Here is a 17,253-nt window from a genome sequence, read left to right on the forward strand (position 1 = left end):
GAGGAGTTGTGCCGGACGAGGTGGCCGGCCTTGTCGTAGGCCAGTTCGCGGTCGGTGGTGGCCGCCTCGGCGCCGGTACCGCTCTCGCGGACCAGACGTCCGGCCGGGTCGTAGCCGCGGGTGCGGACCACGCCGCCGGGTTCGGTCAGCCTCACGGCCTGGGCGGCGACGTCGTAGGCGGTGGTCCAGGTGCGGTCGGCCGCCGCGGGGTGGGCGGTGGTGGCGGGCTCGATCGTGGACTCCGGCAGGCCCCACGGGTTGAAGGTGTAGACGGTGGTGTTGCCCTTGCCGTCGGTCAGACGGGTGCGGTTGCCGGCGGCGTCGTAGCCGAAGGTGGTGGTGATGCTCTGGCCGGCGGCGACCGGCTCGGTGAGCGTGGTCGGGCGGCCGAGCGCGTCGTAGGTGGTACTCGTGACGGCGCCGGTGGCCGGGCTGGTGGAGGAGACCGCGCGGCCTTCGAGGTCGAACCCAGTCGTGGTGGTGCGCAGGACGGTGCCGGCGGGGTCGAGGTTGTCGGTGGTGGTGGGGTTGCCGAGGGTGTCGTAGTGGGTGCGGATGGATTCGCCGAGGGGGGCGATGGCGCGCACGGGCCGTCCGGCGGTGTCGTATTCGAGTGTGCTGGTTCGGCCGAGGGGGTCGGTGGCGGTGACCGTCTGGCCGGCGGGGTTGTAGGTGGTGGTGCTGGTGGCGCCGGTCGGGGTGGTGAGAGCGGTCTGGTTGCCGGCGTCGTCCCAGGTGAACGTGGTGGTGAGGTTCTGGGGGGTGGGCTTGCGTTCGACGGTGGTGGCGGTGAGGGTGCGGCCGAGTTGGTCGTAGGTGGCCTCGGTGCGGGCGCCGACCGGGTCGGTGGCGGACAGTGGGAGGCCGGTGGGGGTCCAGGTGGCGGTCCAGGTGGGCGGGTTGTCGTCGACGGGGGGCTGGAGTCCGCCGAGGGAGTTGGGTTCGACGCGCTGGACCTGGTGGCCGAGGCGGTCGTAGGTGTAGGTGGTGCGCCGGCCGGCCGCGTCGGTGCTGGTGGTGACGCGGGAGAGTTTGTCGTACTCGACGCGGCTGGTGGCGGTGAGGGGTGTGGTGGTGCCGGGCGGGGTGTAGTCGGGCAGGGTGGCCGAGGTGGTGCGGCCGAGCTTGTCGACGGTGGTGCGGGTGATGCGGCCGAGCGGGTCCTTGGTGGTGACGGCCTCACCGAAGGCGTTGTAGCCGGTGGTGACGGTGGGGCGCGCGGGGGTGGCGGCCGCTCCCCCGCTCTCGGTCAGGATCTGCGGGGCGGTGGTGGCGATGGCGCGGCCGAGGGCGTCGTACTGGTGGGTGGTGGTGTGGGTGGTGTGGGTGGCGGGGTCGGCGCCGGGGGCGTTGCCGTTGGGTGAGGTGCTGGCAGTGAGCAGGCCGCGCTGGTCGTAGGCGAAGGTGGAGACGGCGGTGGGGCCGCCGGTGGAGGAGGCGAGCTGGGTGCGGGTCAGGCGGCCGGCGGGGTCGTAGGTGTTGGTCTGGACGCTGTTCTCGGTGTCGCTGACCTTGAGGGTGGTGGAGGTGACCCGGTCGTCGGCGTCGTAGCCGGTGGTGATGGTGCGCTTGAGCCCGGCGGGGTCGAGGACGCTCTGGGTGATGCGGCCGGCGGTGTCGACGGTGTTCACGGTGGTGGTGCGGCCGCCACCGGTGGTGCGCTTGGTGAGCTGGCCGGCGCCGTCGTACTCGTCGGCCTCCAGCACGATGGGGCGGGTGGTGCCGTCGGCCTGGGTGACGTTGCGCGCGGTGGTGGTGGCGGGCAGGCCGTCGTCGAAGTAGGTGTAGGAGGTGACTGCGCCCATGGCGTCGGTGGCGGAGGCGAGGCGGCCGGCCGGGTCGTAGGCGCGGGATTCGACGGTCAGGTCGCGGGTGCCCTTTCCGTCGCCGTTCCAGCCGTTGACGATCGTGGTGGCGAGCTGGCCGCGCGGGGTGTAGGTGTGGCGGGTGACCTGGCCGAGCGGGTCGGTCACGCTGGTGGTGCGGCCGAGGTTGTCGTAGCCGTAGCGGGTGACGGCGCTCTCGGCGTCGGTGTCGGTCTCGGCCCGGCCGGCCGAGTCGTAGGTCGTGGAGGCGGTCCGGGAGCCGTCGGTGCCGACGATGTCTGCGGTGGTGGAGCCGGTGATCCGGCCGTCCGCGTCGAATACCACGGTGGTCTTCGTCTGGTGTTCGGCGCCGGAGACGGCGTCGGTGACCTTCGGCCCGGTCTGGGCGGTCAGGCGGCCGAGGTCGTCGTAGGCGTAGGTGGTGGTGACGCCGGCGGGCTGGGTGTCGGAGGTCTCGGTCGCCGAGGTCTTGCGGCCGGCCGCGTCGTACACGTAGGTGAACGTCAGCCCGCTCGGCAGGACGGCTCCGGCGACGTCGCCGGAGGCGCGGTAGGTGTAGGTGGTGACGGCGCCGCCGGCGGTGGTCTCGGTGGCGAGCAGGCCCGGCGGGGTGGTGCCGCCGCCGACGGCCGGCTCGGTGCCGGTGGTGTAGGAGGCGTGGGTGGCGCGGCCGTCGGGGCGGGTGGTGGTCTCGGGCAGGCCGAGGGCGTTGTAGGAGACGGTGGTGCGGTAGGTGTCGTCGGCGGGGCCGGCGGAGCGGGCGTCGCGGGTCTCGGTGGGCTTGTCGTTGCGCGGGTCGCGCGGGTTGTCCTGGTTGTGGAAGTAGCTGGTGTAGGAGGTCCAGCAGGAGTCGGCGTCGCGGCAGGTGGTGAGGGAGAGGGTGTTGCCGCGCTCGTCCTGGCCGCTGACGGTGGTGTGTCCGTTGGGGTCGGTGACGGTGTGGACGAAGCCGCCGGTGTCGTAGGTGTAGCTGGTGGTGCCGCCGCCCGCGTCGGTGCGCGCTATCAGGCGGTCGGCGCGGGTAGCGTCGTGGATGTCGGTGGAGACGTTGCCGGCCGGGTCGGTGAGCGTGACCCTGGAGGCCAGTTCGGCGGAGGAGGAGGCCGAGCGGGCCTGGTAGTGCGCGGCCACCCGGTCCGCGCTCAGCGGGTGCTGGTAGAACGCGACCTCGTCGATGTAGCCGTCGAACCAGGACCAGCCGCCGTTGCCGCCGGGCATCGAGCCGGTCCAGCCGCCGCCGAGGTAGGTCCGGTTCATGTTCAGGTGGTCGACCGTGCCGGTGGCGGTGCCGACCAGGGCTCCGTCCAGGTAGAGGGACTGGGTGCCCTGGGCGGCGCTGATCACGGCGTGGTGCCAGGAGCCGTCGTTGACCGCGCCGCCGGAGGTGATCGGGTCCCCGTCGATGCCGTAGAAGAGGCCGCGCAGCCTGCCGTCGGAGCCCACGTACAGGACCGGCACCGTGTTGTAGGGTGCGGCGCCCATCGGTTCGCTCTGCTCGGACAGGATGACGCCGGCGCTTCCGGTGCGGAACCAGAGTTCGGCGGCGAGGTCGGTCTTGGCCTGCAGGAGCGGGGTGGGCAGGTCGACGTAGGAGGCGCTGGTGGCGTGGAACTCGGCGGCGTGGCCGTCGCCGGGGCCGAACACGCCGGTGAGGCCCGGCCTGACGGCCGGGGCGTAGGTGCCGTTGCCCTTGGTCGCGGCGACCTCGCTGGCGGCGGTGGTGCCACCGCTCTCGTCGAGGTGCCAGAACCCGGCCGGCGCGTCGGTGACGACCGAGCCGCGGTAGCCGACGCCCTGGCCGGCGACCTGGGCGCTGCGGGCCCGGTAGTGGGCGAGGACGTCGGCCTCGCTCAGCGGGTGCTGGTAGATCGCGACCTCGTCCATGCTGCCCGTGAAGTGGCTGACGTCGCCGGGGGAGGCCGGCCACATCGCGGCGAAGCCGGCGCCGAGGTAGGTGTGGGTGTTCTGCTGGTGGTCGACGGTGCCGGACTGGGTTCCGACGGCCTTGCCGTCGAGGTAGAGGGTCTGGTTCGAGCCCTGGGCGGAGAGGACGACGTGGTGCCAGGCGCTGTCGTTGACGGCGTTCTCGGACGGGGTGCTGGTCGTGCTGCCGTGGAAGCGGCCGCGCAGCTTGCCGTCGTCACCGACGTAGAGGATCGGGGTCCAGGTGCCGCCGGGGCCGGCCGGGTCGTCGATGGCGCGGCTCTGGTCGCCGAGCAGCACGCCGGGGCGGTCGGTGGTGAACCAGAGTTCTACGGCGAGGTCGGTCTTGGCGTGCAGGACGTCCTGCGGGATCTCGACGGAGGAGCCGGCGCTGCCGTCGAAGCGGACGGCGGTGTCGTCGGTCGGCGCGAACACGCCGGGGGCGTTCTTGGCGACGCCGTCGCCGTAGGTGCCGGTCAGGCCGGTGCCGGTGTCGCTGGCGGCGAGGGCGCCGTCGCGTTCGCCCAGGCGCCAGAAGCCGGCCGGGTCGGAGGCTTTGACGGCGTTGTTGTAGAGGAAGGAGCCGCCGGTGAAGGTCGGCTCGGACAGCTTCCATTCGCCGCCGCCGGCGTCCGTGATCTTGGCGGCGCGCTCGGTCACCGCGTCGTAGGTCACCTGGGCGCTGGTGCGCCCCGTGGGCAGGACGGTCTTGGTGAGCTGGGGGGCGGCGCCGCGCAGGGCGTAGTGCTCGGCCACGGTCTGCTCGGTGAGGGGGTAGTCGTAGACCGCGACGTCGTCGATCTGTCCGCTGAACCAGGAGGAGCCGCCGTTGCCGCCGGGCATCGTGCCGGTGTATCCGCCGCCGAGGTAGGCGCGGTCCATGTTGAGGTGGTCGATGTCGCCGGCCGCGGTGCCCACCAGGGCGCCGTCCAGGAACAGCGCCGTGGTGTCGCGGGCACCGGCGAGGACCACGTGGTGCCAGGCGCTGTCGTTGACCGGGCCGGACGTGGTGACCGGGCCGCCCTGGACGCCGTAGAAGAGGCCGCGCAGCCTGCCGTCGGAGCCCACGTACAGGGCGGGGACGACGTTGTACGGGTCCTCCCCCATCGCACGGTTCTGCAGCGAGAGGATCACGCCCGCGCTGTCGGTGCGGAACCACAGTTCCACCGAGCGGTTGACGGAGGCGCTGACGGCACGGTTCGGCAGCTCGATCCAGGAGGTGGAGCGGCCGTTGAAGGTCACGGCGGTGTCGCCGCCGGTGCCGAGCGCGCCGGGGGCGCCCCAGGCGATGTCCTGGGCCCCGCCGGGTGCGCGGTCGCCGACGTTGGCGTCGTTTGCGACGGTGGTGCCGGTGCTCTCGCCCAGGCGCCAGTACCCGGACGGCCCGGAGTCGCGCACGCCGGTGCGGTAGCGGGAGCCGGCGCCGTACTCGTACCCGGTGCAGCCCTGGGCCGCCGTCGTCGGGACGCCCGGCGGACACACCCTGGTGAGGCGGTCGCCGTCGTACTGGTAGGACCAGCCGCCGGTGACCCCGGAGGCGGTCACCGCGGTGACATGGTCGCCCGTCCAGCCGAAGGACAGCGCGCGGCCGGAGGTGGCGTCCTTCACCTGGGTCAGCCGGCCGCCGGTGTAGAACAGCTCCTGGACGTGGCCCGCCATGTCCACGACCTGGCCGAGCCTTCCGGCCGGGTCGAAGTAGCGCACCGTCCCGCCGCGCTCGACCAGCATCCAGTTACCGTCGTCAAGTTTGCGCAGGTCCGCGGCGATGCCGGAGCCGGCAACGTAGGCGTACTTGCCCGGGTCCCAGCCGAAACGGGCCCGGGAACCGTTGGACGCGGTAAGCAGCACGTTGCCGCTCGGCGCGAGCCAGCCGCCCGTTTCCGCCTGGATGCGCATGTCCCAGGGGGTGGTCCAGCCGGCGCCGAACAGGCCGGTCGTGCGCGGGTCGAGGGAGTTGTAGGAGCGGGTGAGCGACAGTTCGGGGCCGACGGTGGGCAGGGAGGCGTCGGTGGCGGCGGTCGTGTAGTTGCCGGTCGCGGTGCTGACACTGCGTCCGGCGTCGGCGCCGGTGGTGTACTGGCTGGGCTGCGGGAGGATGGTGCGCAGGAGGGAGGGCTGTGACCAGGCGCTCTCGGCCGCTCCGTCGCCGGTCTTGGCGTACCAGGCGTACTGCTCGTTCCAGCTCAGCCATCCCGCGGGGACGGCGAAGCGCGACTGGCGGGCGAGCCAGCCGCTCTCGCGGCAGTCCACCCGGGGATTGTCGCCGACAACCCGGCACACGGAGAAGTTGTAGTCCAGGCCGGGGTTCGGTGCGCTGTCCGGGTCCTGGCCCTCCGCGGTGAGGGTGGGCTGCACCTGGTAGACGACCGCGTTCGAGGGCGGCGCCATGCGGGTCAGGTGCGGGGGCATGTTGATCGACGATATCTGGATCGCCAGCCTCGGCACGCCGGCGTCCATGTAGAAGTTACTGGTCTGAAAGTCGTCCATCGTGAACGCGACCGTGTAGGCACCTTGCGGCAGGGCCCGGATGTGCGCGTCCACGACGGCCGCGCCGCCCGGCGGCACGTCGTAGGGCATCGCCGTCCAGGCGATGTTGGTCCCGTAGTCGGTGATGTGATTGCCCCACTGGTCGTAGAGCATGTACGACATCTTGTAGCTGTTGGTCGGGGTCCAGGTGTCCATGCCGCGGTTCCACACCCGCAGCCTGACGATGCCGTCCTGGGTCGCGGTCACCGGCTGGACCAGGCCCCAGTTCTCGTAGTCCGCGCCGTACTTGGACCAGGTGACGTCCAGGCTCGGCTGGCCGCCGGGCATGTCGTCGCTGCCGAACTGCTTCCAGCCCCGCGAGTCCCGCAGGTCCGCCTTGATCGCCAGGCCGTAGTTCGGGGCCCAGCCGTGCGTCCAGGCGTTGACGAGGCTACGGCCCCCCTCGCCCAGGTAGATGGACTCCCACCCGGGCTCGCATCCCCACGGCGCCGAGGCCGAGGCCCGCCAGCCGTGCGCGAACGACGGCGCGGCCAGCGCCGGCCCGGTGTCCGGGCCCGGCATGGTCCTCAGCGAGCCCTCCGACCAGGCGGAGGTGACCGGATGGATGCTCACCTGGCTCGGGGTGCAACTGTAGGACCAGCTGTTGTGCAGCCCGAGGCTGACATTGAGGACCGCGGCGTTGCGCAGGTCGTTCTCGATGCCGTTGAAGCGCACGAACGAGGCGGCCTGGTGGCCTCCGCCGTCGTAGGTGCCGACCTTCAGGACGGTGTCGGCGGAGAAGTCCTGGTTGTACGGCGACTGGACGTAGGTGCCGTCCACGGCCTTCACCGAGGAGAAGGACGGGTCGACCTTGACCGGGTAGACCCGCTCGGGCGCGGCGAGCCACGCCGCGTCCAGCGTCACCTTCAGCGCCTGGCCGCCGGCGTTCGCCACGAGCTCGTAACGCACACCGCTGGAGAACGCGCCCTCCTCGGTGTTGGGAGCGAACGCCGAGTCCATCATCCAGCCGGCCGGCATCCGGCCGCGCACCGCACCCGCCGTGTCCTTGAACACGACCGTGCCGTCGCCCTCCAGCGAAACGGCGACGCCCTGCAGGCGCAGCGGGAACAGCCACTCGGCGGGGGCGGCGGGGTCCTTGAGGACCAGGGTCTCCTTGAAGGAGGTGCTGCCGGCGACGAAGGAGACGTCCGCGTGGGGACGTGCGTCCGGGTAGGTGATGGTGGAGCCCTGCGCCGTGCCCTGGGCGGGGCTCGCGCTGTCGAGGGTGTAGCCGACCGAGATGCCGTCGGCGAGTTGCAGGCGTACCAGGGGGTCGGTGTTGGCGGTCTGGGCGAGGGTGAGTTCGCGTTCGCCCGAGGTGGTGGTCCAGCCGGTCTGGACGGGGGCGGCGCGGCCGGCGCTGGCCTTTCCGGTGGGGATCAGCGTGGTGTCGATCGCGGCCCAGGTTCCGTCGGCGCGGCGGAAGTTCACCGCCTGCGGGTAGGTGCGGGTGGTGAACGTTCCGTCCGGGTTCTGGAAGGTCCGCGCGTTCTCGGTGCGCTGCTGCGGCAGTTCCTTGCTCTTCACCGGATCGAAGCTCTTGGCCGGGTCCGTCACCTTGGCCCCGGCGGGGCGTGGCGGGGCGTCTACGGTCTTGGCGTCGGTCTTCGGCAGCGCGGTGGTCGGGGGTGTGACGGCCGGGGCCGGCTCGGTGGCGGTCGTGGTGTCCTGCGGCAGCTCACCGGGCGCGGGCACGGCGCCGGGCCGGCCGCCCTGCGTCTGGGCGCTGGTCGCGCCCGACGTGGCGTCGTGGCCCTGCCCAGCCGCGCTGCCCTGCCCCTGCTTGGGCAGCGGCCCCGGATCGGCGGCGGCCGCCGCGCCCGTCTGGGGGGCGACGGCCTCCAGCGCGGACGCCCCATCGGCGGCACCGAGGACGACCATGACCATGGCCAGGGCGACAGCAAGACAACGACGAGCCGCGAACACCAGAGAACCCCATCGGGCAGACACCGAAGAATCCCGGCAGATATATCCAACCCAGGGCGTCCGGATAAAGGCTACCGGCGGGTTTCGTGGCCAAGATCACGAGACAAACCGTCAGAGATCCCGATACGTCCCACCCCCCGCCGAGTAGGCTCTCCGAGCGGCCTGCGAGGCGGCACCCGGACACAGGTGGTCCGTACCAGCCGCCCAGGTCATGTCCCCAGAGCACAGTGCGAAACCAGCGACTCCCGGGAACCGGAATTCCACGGCAGCGAATACCTGCGAATCAGTGAAGAAAGCCACGACGGAGTCCGTTCCGCCTCACCTCCTGCCCTAATGACGGCCCATCAACTTCGGCGGTTCCAGGAATTTCGTGATGCCGAGGAACCCGCTGCCGCCATCGGTGGGTTCACGGGGCCGGTCGCCCGCCTATCGGCTGTGTCCAGGGCCTCCAGGAGATCGCCGTAGCGGCCGGACGGATACACCACCGCCGAACGACGCGCCCTGGCTCGCCCGCTGCCCTGCACCACCTCGCGACAGCCACTTCCTCGTTCGTCGGCACCGCCGGAGCTCTCGGCCTGCCACGCGGCACCGGCAGGCGGCGCCAGGCCCGCCCGGCGGCCCGGGTTCAACTCCTGGAAGGACGGCGGATTCACCTCAAACATCCGGCGCACCGGAACGACGCCCGACGAGCTACCCGAACGCGGCGGCCGCGGTGCCCTCAGGCCGCGCGACGCCGAAGGCACTCTCCTCCACCGCGGCAACCACGCCCGTCCCGTCCGGCAGCCACAGCTCCGCACTCCGCGACCGGGCCGCCGAGCCTCGCCCTGACACCGCTACCCGCGCCCGCCGACCGGTCAGCTGCCCGTGCCCCTCCCCCAGCCCGGACCACCGGCCCTCCGACACCGCCAGGCGTAGCTGCGCGCCGGGCCAGGGACCGGGGGTGAGCAGGACGGTTCCGGTGCGGCGCAGGTGGGCGGCGAGGCGCTCCAGCGCCCGAGCCTCAAGGCCGGCGGGGGCGGCGGCCTTGAGGCTCGGGCCTCAAGGCCGGCGGGGGCGGCGGCCTTGAGGCTCGGGCCTCAAGGCCGGCGGGGGCGGCGGCGCGGACGACGGGGCACGCGGCGGCGAGCGCGGTGACCACCTCGGCATAGTGGTCGCCAGGGTCGTCGGCGACGACAAGACGGGTCAGGTCGATGCCGTAGCCGGCGGCCGCGGCGAGGCCGATCGGGCAGGCCCACCGCGGCGGTCCAGGCATAAGGGTCGGTGGTGGCGGGCCCGGCGGCCAGGGCCAGGAGCAGACTCGTGTCGGTGGCCTCGGTGACGGTGCCCGTGGCCAGGCCGCCGTGCGGCAACAGGCGGCGCAGCAGTGGCAGGACGGGCAGAACGGCGGCCTGCGCCTCGCGGGCGCGGGTGTCAGGGGAGGTGGCGTTCCCTGTCAAGTCAATGTGTTCAGAAGCCACTGCTCAATCGCGTCTGGGGCCCCCTCGCACAGTTCGGGTGCCAGGACGCTTCGGGGTTGGGCCCTACCGCCTGCGGTGTCACCGCAGGCGGATAGCCTCCGGCGAGAACGGGCGACCGATGGGAGTGGACATGGACATCGAGGAGATGCTGGATCGACTCGGCGTAGTGATCGGGCCGCCACCCGCCGACGGCGTGACCCCGGTCCCGTGGGAGCTCGCACCTGCGGCGATCGGCTTCCAGTTGCCCGCGGACTACCGGGCGTTCGCCGACCGGTACGGGTCAGTCTGAGGTGTCCCCCGGAGTGTGGACACAGGGGTTCATGCCGCGAGGGAGAGTTTAGCCGGGGCGTGGTGCCGCTGTTCGAACTCGGCGGGTGGGAGGTAGCCGAGGGCGCTGTGACGCCGACGGGCGTGGTAGTAGGTGAGCCAGCGGAAGACCTCGAGCCTGGTCCGGGCCACCGTCATAAGCGGCATCCCGTGCAGTGCCTCGCGCTTCAGGCTCTGCCAGAGGCTCTCGGCCAGGGCATTGTCGTAGGACGAGCCGACCCGTCCCATCGAGCGGCGGACACCGTGACGGTCGCAGACCTCGGCGAAGGCAGCGGAGGTGTATTGGGCGACCCGCGGTCCGCGTGGAAGATCACTCCGGTGACGTCGCCGCCCCGGGCGGCGAGCGCGGACTCGAGTGCGTCGATGACCAGCGAGGTCCGCGTGTGGGTGGCCACCGACCGGCCCACCACCCGGCGCGAGCGCATGTCGATCACGCAGGCCAGGAACAGCCACGAGCCACTGGCCCGGATGTAGGTGATGTCGCCGCACCAGCGCTCGTCCAGCCGCTCGGCGGTGAAGTCCCGCTCGATCAGGTCCGGCACCGGTGGAGCGATCGGGTCCGGGATCGTGGTGCGTCTGCGCCGCCGCAGGTGGCGGCCGGTGATCTGTCGCTCGCGCATCAGCCGGGCCACCCGTTCGCGGTTCACCGCCCGGCCGCCGGCCCGGAGCCCGGCGTGAATGCGTCGGACCCCGTAGGCCTCGCGGTGCTCGGCGTGGATCTTTTGGATCTCCGCGGTCAGGGCGTCGTCCTCGGACCGGCGCGCGGCGCGGGTCCCACCGCCGGCGATCCACCGGTAGTGGCCAGAGCGGGACGCGCCGAGTATCCGGCACAGCCGCTGGACACCGAGGTCACCGGCGTTGGCGGAGATGAAATCCCAGCGGCGGGACGTCACTTCATCTCCTTCGCGAAATACTGGGCCGCCCGCCGCAGGATCTCCCGCTCGAGCGCCCACTCCTTCTCGGCCCTCGACAGCCGCGCGTTCTCCGCCCGCAGCCGGACCAGCTCCGCCTGTACGTCCTCCGCGTGCCGCCCAGGTCCTGTCGCCGTCCCGGCCTCGCCGGCTCGTACCCAGGACCGCAGTGTCTCCGGGTTGACACTCAGATCGGCCGCGACGTCCTTGAACGTCCGCCGTCCCGCCGAGGCCCGCCACAACGCCACCGCGTCCGACCGGAACTCCGCACTGTACTTCGATGGCCTCGCCATGCAGATCTTCACCCTCCTGGACCAACAAGATCCATTGTCAGGCGTGTCCACACCGCAGGGGTCACCTCACACCCCGATGGATCCGGCGATACGGGCGCTTCATCGCGGTCAACGCAGTGAAGGGTGCCGCCAGTGCTGCCGGCGCCACTGTCTTCAGCGCCACCATCTGGTGGCTCCAGCGCTGAGGCCGACCGCAGTGGCTTCCTGGCTCTGCAGGGCCAGGAAGCCACTGGACACTTCGCGCCGCCGCGGCGGACCTGCGGGCCGGTCTTCAATGGACCAGCCGGCTTTCGAGACACGGCCAGGGGCAGCAGCAGGCGGCACCGCAAGACGCGACGAAACCGACGGCTGGCCGACCGACCGGAGCGGCACCACGGCAGCGGCGAAGCAGAGCAGCACCAGCAGCCACTGCCGCGCACGACAGCAAAGCACGGAAAGGCCCAGGCACCAGAGGACGGCACAACCAAGGGCAGCGTCGCTGCGCGATGGGCTCCGCCCCAGATCAGCCTTCCCGGGGGTGGGGCGACCAGGTGAGCAGGTCTGTCCCGATGCCCGAGCAGGGGGTGGGGATCTTCAACGAGCCTCATCAAGGCGGCTGCAGCCTCGATCGGCTTGCCTGTCGCGCTCGAATGGTCCCCCCGCGCAGCGTCACACCGATGACGTCCCGGCCGCTCTCAGGTCGTGGATCACGGCTGCCTGCACAGATCGGCACCGGGTGTCGGTGTGGCGTGGTTCAGCGGGCGCTGCCGAGGTCGCGGTCGGCGGCGGTGCCTTCGAGCATGAGGGTGGTCTCCTCGATGCGGTGGAAGCGGCCGTCGGGGGCGAACTCGGCGAAGAGGTAGACCTCCATGCGGACGGTTGCGCCGTCGGTCTTGGTGACGGTCATGGTGTGGCGGTCGGCGTAGAGGCTGCCGGTGGTGAGTTCCTCGTGGACCTCGACGCTGCCGCCGGTGACGACGGTGCGCAGGTGGGCGATGTGGGCGAGGAACTCGGTGCGGTCGGCCCACTCGCCGTCGGTGCGCTGGCGGTAGTCGGGCGCGAAGTGACGCTCGGCGGCCTCCTCCAGGTCCAGGCCCGGGGTGAGGAGCAGGTCGGTCAGCGCGGTGCGGATGTCGGTGCGGACGGTGGTGGTCATGGCGGGTCCCTGGGAGCGGTTTCGGATACGGGTGTGCGGTGCGGTGTGCGGTGGGGTGGGTGTCAGGCGTTGGTGGTGGCGAGGGTGTCGTCGAGCCAGTCGTAGATGCGGGCGAGGGCGAGGCGCATGGCGCCGGGGTGGCAGTGGGCGCCGGCGCCCTCCGCCAGGGTGAAGCGCATCAGGGTCTTGGGGCAGGTGAGGTGGTCGTAGAGCTGTGCGGGCTGGCCCTTGAAGAACTCGTCCTCCTCGGCGTCGCAGACCAGGGTGGGGCACTGGATGCGCTCGGCGATGCCGCCGGCGAGGGTGTAGTCGAGGTAGGCGGCACCGAAGGCGCGGGGGGTGTCGACGCCCATGACGTACATGCCGTGGTTGAACGCCCAGCGGGCGGTGGCGTTGTCGGCGATGACCGCGTCGAGGGCGGTGTCGAGTTCGGGGGCGTGCTCGGCGCGCAGGAGGCGTTCGGCCTCCTCGCGGTCGTGGGGGGTGAAGCGGACGGAGACCTGGCCGAGGTCGAAGACGCCGTCGACGGCTATGCAGGCGGCCAGCCGGTGCTCGAAGGCCGCGGCCCTGGGGGCGAGCAGGCCGCCCATGCTGGAGCCCAGCAGCGCGATCCGGCTGTTGTCGACCTCGGGGAGGGTCTCGGCGAAGTCGATCACGGGGGTGATGACGTTCTCCCAGTCGGGCCGGAAGACCATGCCCTGGTGGTGGCGCGGTCCGGGCTGGCCGGGGCCGTCGAAGGTCAGGACGGTGTAGCCGCGCTCGACGGCGGCCAGCGCGCCGCCGAAGTGCATCTCCTCGGCGGTGCCGTCGAAGCCGGAGTGCATGATCACGGTCGGGCGCGGGGTGCCGGTGGTGTCCACCCGGTAGAGGTAGCCGGGCAGGGTGGTGCCCTCGTAGGGGATCTCGACCGGCTCGATGACCGGGGTGAACAGGGCCGCCGCCGCCCGGAAGCAGGCGACGCTGCGGTCGTAGGCGTGGTCGTGGCGGGGGTCGCAGGGGTGGCCGTGCAGGAAGAACTCCGCCGAGCGGTAGTAGTTGGAGGCCCGCAGGAACCCGTCCCGGGCGCTGATCCGGTGACCGGCCTTGAGCGCCTTCTCGGCCTCGTCGGCCACCCGGTCGGCGGTGATCAGCCACTCGTCGTGCCAGCTGTCGTAGTCGCCCTCGACGATGCGCTCGCCGGTGGCGACGGCCTCGCCGAAGTCGGCGCCGCCGTAGGCGATGTGGCTCATCGAGCGCAGGGTCTCGTACCAGAACTGGGTGTTGTTCGGGAACAGCAGGTTCTTCATGACAACCTCCTCGACGTTAAGCACTGATCTGTGCTTGTGATGAGAACCGTAGACCCTCGAGGCGCCTTTAAGCAAATATCTGTGCTCGGGGCGTAGAATGAGGGGGTGACTCCGAAACAGCCCACCGAACGCATCCGCAAGAGCCCCGAACAGGTCCGCGCGGCCGTCCACCAAGCGGTCATCGACCTGCTCTGCGACCCGCAGGGCGAAGACCTCAACATCCCCGCGATCGCGCAACGCGCCGGCGTCAACCACACCAGCGTCTACCGGCGCTGGGGCAGCCTCGACGCACTCCTGGCCGACATGGTCACCACCCGCCTGGAACGCGACTCACCGCTGAACGACACCGGCACCCTGCGCGGCGACCTCCTCGCCTGGGCCCAGGCCAGCGCCGCGAGCATCCGCACACCCGAAGGACGCGCCCTGGTGCGCGCCGTCATCCTGTCCGTGCCCAACACCGCCCAGGCCCAGGAAGAGCGTGCGCAGCACTTCCGACGCCGGATGCACTCCATCGAACAGATCCGCCAACGGGCCACCGCCCGCGGCGAGAGGCCCCCACCCTTGGAACAGATCCTCGACCAACTCATCGCACCCTTCTACCTACGGGCGATCTTCGGCATCGACCCGCCGGCCACCGGTTTCCCCGAACTCCTCGTGAACCGACTGCTCGACAACTGACCGTTGGCCACAAAGGGGCCTGCCACATCAGGAAGTCGACCACCAGGAGATGGTCTCGGCGGGCCCGACAGCCAGGCCAACACCTTTCACCAGGGAACGGACCGCCAGAACCGCTTGCGGTTCAGCCGCTTGGCGAGCTCCCTCTCGCCTCCCTCCCGGGCGGCGGTGTCGAAGCGTGCCTTCCCACGTTCCGTGCAAGACCAGCAGACCAGGCTCGTCCAACGGGTCTTCTGCACCTCCGCGCTGATCAGCATCCGCAACTGCGAGGAATCACGACGCTTCTACGACCGCAAGCGCGCCGAGGGCAAGCGCCACACCCAAGCCGTCCTCGCCCTAGCTGCCCGCCGCCGGGTCAACGTCATCTGGGCACTCCTGCGCGACCAACGGTGCTACCAGCCAGCCCCGCCGGCAACCCTCGCGGCTTGACATACGGCATTAGGAACCGGTGAGCCTCGTCAAACGTCGATGAGACGGGTCAACCTGCCTCTCGCCGCTGCTCGGCGGTCATCGCCGCGCACAGGGTCGGCGACCGTCTCCGGGGACAGGGTGCGTTCGTAGGCGGTGGCGATCTCGCGCCAGGGTGCCGGGCGCCACGGGTTGTCGGTCAGGTCTTCGGGCAGGGCGCCGAAGGTCTCGCTGGCGGCCAGGCATACCCAGGCGACCAGGCAGGTCGTGGCGTCGGCCGTGGCCGCGATCCGGTCCAGCAGGGAAGCGACCCTTGCAGCAGGTCCAGGCCGTCGCAGACGCCGAGGGATCCATCGACTGGGATGTCTCGGTTGGCTCCACGGTGATGCGCGCCCATCAGCACGCCGCCGGCGCCCGCAAGGCTGCCCCGCCGCAGGTCGCCTCAAAGGGGGCGACCGTGACGGAACATCAGGTCGATCCGGCGCGGACAGGCCTGGCAGGCCATCTGGAGGAGGTGGTGCTCCAGGTGAGGGCCTGGGCCGCTCGCGCGGCGGCTTCACCACCAAGGTCCACCTGAGCGCGGATGGCCGTTGCCGCCCGCTGTCGCTGCTGGTCACACCCGGACAGCGGGCGGACTGCACCCAGTTCGAGCCGGTCATGGAGAAGATCCGCGTGGGTGCCGGCGCGGTCGCCGGTGCCCGGCAGGTCCTTGGCGAGCCGGCCTGCGAGTGCGCTCACCGGGCATCGACCGGGTGAGGACGCCGAGTGTGAGCAGAGCGAGCGCCGGCAGCACGGCGACGATGACTCCCATCGGCAAGGCGTCGGTGGCGCCACCCGCGCCGGCCAGCGGAGCAAGTGCCCCGCCGAACATGAACTGGCTGAAGCCGAGCAGAGCGGCGGCCGACCCGGCGTGTCCGCCGTGGTGGGCCAGGGCCTGGGCCGCGGCGTTCGGCATGACCAGGCCCACGCTGGAGACCAGGACGAACAGGCCGATCAGGAGCACGGGCAGGGGTGCCCGTGTCAGCACCGCGCCCAGGACCGTGGTGCCACCGGCTGTCGCGCCCAGCAGACCGGCGAGCAGCAGCACGCGGGCGCCGGCCCGGGCCACCAGCCGGCCGCTGATCTGGGCGGCCGCAATGAGTCCGGCGGCGTTGACGGCGAACACGGCGCTGTACTGCTGCGGTGACAGGCCGTGGATTTCCTGCAGGACGAACGGCGAGCCGGAGATGTAGGCGAACATCGCCGCGAAGACCAGGCCGTTGGCCAGGACGTACCCGGTGAAGACCCGGTCGCTGAGCAGCTGCCCGACGACAGCGGGCAGCGGCTGGCGTGACGCGGAGGGCCGGGTCTCCGGCAGTCCTGCGGCGGAGGCCGCCAGCATCACGGCGCCGAATACGGCCAAGGCCACGAAGATTCCAGGCCAGGCCGTGACGCGCAGTAGCTGGCCGCCGAGGACCGGCGCGAACACCGGCGCCAGGCCGGTGATCAAGGTCAGTGCGGAGAAGAGACGTGCGGTGCGGGTTCCGGAGGTGCGGTCGCGGACCATGGCGTTGGCGATGACGATGCCGAACGCCCCGCCGATGCCCTGGACCAGGCGTAGGCCGACGAAGGTCCGGACGTCGGGTGCCACCGCGCAGAGCGCGCTGGCGACCGTGTAGAGGGCTAGGCCCGCCAGCAACGGACGCCGCCGGCCGTAGGTGTCGCTCAGCGGCCCGGCGATCAGCTGCCCGATGGCCAGCCCGGCCAGACAGGCGGTGATGGTGAGCTGGGTGGCCGCGGCGCTGGCGCGCAGGTCGCCGGCGAGGTCCGGCAGTCCGGGCAGGTAGCCGTCGATGGACAGTGGTCCCAGGGCCACGAGCGCTGCGAGCAGGACGATGAATCGGGTGTGCCGGCCGGCGGCGTCGTTGCTCATGGCTCAGTAGGCCACGGTGATGCGGCGGCGGATCGCGGTGCCGCTCTCGATCGTGTCGGCCAAGGCGATCGCGTAGTCGGCGTACGAGATGCGGCTGTTGCCGTCGTCGTCGGTGAGCAGGGTGTCCCCGGCGCTGCGGTAGGCCCCGGTCCGCTCGCCCGCTGCGATGACCGCGGCGGGCGACACGTACGTCCAGTCGAGGTCGTGCACGCCGCGGTAGAGGTCGAGCGCTTCGGACTGGGCCTCGGCGTTGGCCTTCCACAGCGCGGGGAAGTCCGGGTCGTCCATGACGCGGGCGCCGGTCTGCGTGCGCAGGCTGCCGGCACCGCCGATGGTGACCAGGCGGGTGACGCCGGCTCGGCGGAGTCCGTCGATCAGCGCACGGGCGGCACCGACGATCGTGGCGCGGTCGTTCTCCTGGCCGATCCGGGGGCCGACGGCCGACAGTACGGCGTCGTGGGAGGCGGCGAGGCCGGCGACCGCGGCGGCGTCGGTGACGTCACCGGTGGTCACGGTCAGGGCCTTGTGCTCGAGGCCGTCGACGTGGCCGGCTCGGGTGACCGCGGTGACGGTGTGGCCGCGGCGCAGTAGTTCCTCGGTGGTGGGCCGGCCGATGTTGCCGCTGGCACCGAACAGGACGATCTTCAT

At 71.6% G+C, this 17,253-nt stretch carries 7 protein-coding genes and 4 pseudogenes; 5 read left to right on the forward strand and 6 right to left on the reverse strand.

Annotated elements, in window-relative coordinates:
- A partial coding sequence (locus tag ACZ34W_RS35285) for a LamG-like jellyroll fold domain-containing protein (protein WP_465610089.1) occupies positions 1-8,201 on the reverse strand: 8,201 nt, incomplete at its 3' end.
- Positions 8,202-9,788: 1,587 nt separating this feature from the next.
- Here ACZ34W_RS35285 and ACZ34W_RS35290 point away from each other — a divergent pair.
- Positions 9,789-9,947: an SMI1/KNR4 family protein gene (locus ACZ34W_RS35290; RefSeq protein WP_465610091.1), complete on the forward strand. Its 159-nt coding sequence runs from the start codon at positions 9,789-9,791 to the stop codon at positions 9,945-9,947.
- 29 nt (positions 9,948-9,976) lie between these two features.
- Here the strand turns inward: ACZ34W_RS35290 and ACZ34W_RS35295 are convergent.
- The 3 genes and pseudogenes from ACZ34W_RS35295 to ACZ34W_RS35305 form a co-directional block, all read right to left on the reverse strand.
- A pseudogene (locus ACZ34W_RS35295) lies at positions 9,977-11,189 on the reverse strand (IS3 family transposase).
- A gap of 733 nt (positions 11,190-11,922) precedes the next feature.
- Complete coding sequence (locus ACZ34W_RS35300; protein WP_402751176.1) at positions 11,923-12,324, reverse strand: nuclear transport factor 2 family protein; 402 nt, start codon at positions 12,322-12,324, stop codon at positions 11,923-11,925.
- A 62-nt stretch (positions 12,325-12,386) separates the two neighbouring features.
- Positions 12,387-13,610: an alpha/beta hydrolase family protein gene (locus ACZ34W_RS35305; protein WP_465610093.1), complete on the reverse strand. Its 1,224-nt coding sequence runs from the start codon at positions 13,608-13,610 to the stop codon at positions 12,387-12,389.
- Positions 13,611-13,715: 105 nt separating this feature from the next.
- Here ACZ34W_RS35305 and ACZ34W_RS35310 point away from each other — a divergent pair, with 105 nt between their 5' ends.
- The 4 genes and pseudogenes from ACZ34W_RS35310 to ACZ34W_RS35325 form a co-directional block, all read left to right on the forward strand.
- Positions 13,716-14,288 carry a TetR/AcrR family transcriptional regulator gene (locus tag ACZ34W_RS35310; RefSeq protein WP_465610095.1) on the forward strand — a complete coding sequence of 191 codons (573 nt, stop codon included), beginning with the start codon at positions 13,716-13,718 and terminating at the stop codon, positions 14,286-14,288.
- 210 nt (positions 14,289-14,498) lie between these two features.
- Positions 14,499-14,714 (forward strand): annotated as a pseudogene (locus tag ACZ34W_RS35315) (IS110 family transposase); the annotation flags it as partial.
- Positions 14,715-15,015: 301 nt separating this feature from the next.
- Positions 15,016-15,114, forward strand: a pseudogene (locus ACZ34W_RS35320) (transposase); the annotation flags it as partial.
- A gap of 110 nt (positions 15,115-15,224) precedes the next feature.
- A pseudogene (locus ACZ34W_RS35325) lies at positions 15,225-15,368 on the forward strand (IS5 family transposase); the annotation flags it as partial.
- Here the strand turns inward: ACZ34W_RS35325 and ACZ34W_RS35330 are convergent.
- Positions 15,349-16,605 carry a multidrug effflux MFS transporter gene (locus ACZ34W_RS35330; RefSeq protein ID WP_465610097.1) on the reverse strand — a complete coding sequence of 419 codons (1,257 nt, stop codon included), beginning with the start codon at positions 16,603-16,605 and terminating at the stop codon, positions 15,349-15,351. The pseudogene ACZ34W_RS35325 and the gene ACZ34W_RS35330 sit on opposite strands and share 20 nt — an antisense overlap.
- A 3-nt stretch (positions 16,606-16,608) precedes the next feature.
- The gene (locus tag ACZ34W_RS35335; protein ID WP_465610099.1) at positions 16,609-17,253 is read right to left on the reverse strand and encodes an NAD(P)-dependent oxidoreductase; all 645 of its coding nucleotides are present in this window, start codon (positions 17,251-17,253) and stop codon (positions 16,609-16,611) included.

The sequence above is a fragment of the Kitasatospora sp. NPDC022856 genome, assembly GCF_055561235.1.

What these genes read in the sequence shown, in the direction of transcription:
- ACZ34W_RS35290 (WP_465610091.1), top strand. Translation starts at nt 9,789, where the DNA reads ATGGACATCGAGGAGATGCTGGATCGACTCGGCGTAGTGATCGGGCCG.
- ACZ34W_RS35335 (WP_465610099.1), bottom strand. Translation starts at nt 17,253, where the DNA reads ATGAAGATCGTCCTGTTCGGTGCCAGCGGCAACATCGGCCGGCCCACC.
- ACZ34W_RS35330 (WP_465610097.1), bottom strand. Translation starts at nt 16,605, where the DNA reads ATGAGCAACGACGCCGCCGGCCGGCACACCCGATTCATCGTCCTGCTC.
- ACZ34W_RS35300 (WP_402751176.1), bottom strand. Translation starts at nt 12,324, where the DNA reads ATGACCACCACCGTCCGCACCGACATCCGCACCGCGCTGACCGACCTG.
- ACZ34W_RS35305 (WP_465610093.1), bottom strand. Translation starts at nt 13,610, where the DNA reads ATGAAGAACCTGCTGTTCCCGAACAACACCCAGTTCTGGTACGAGACC.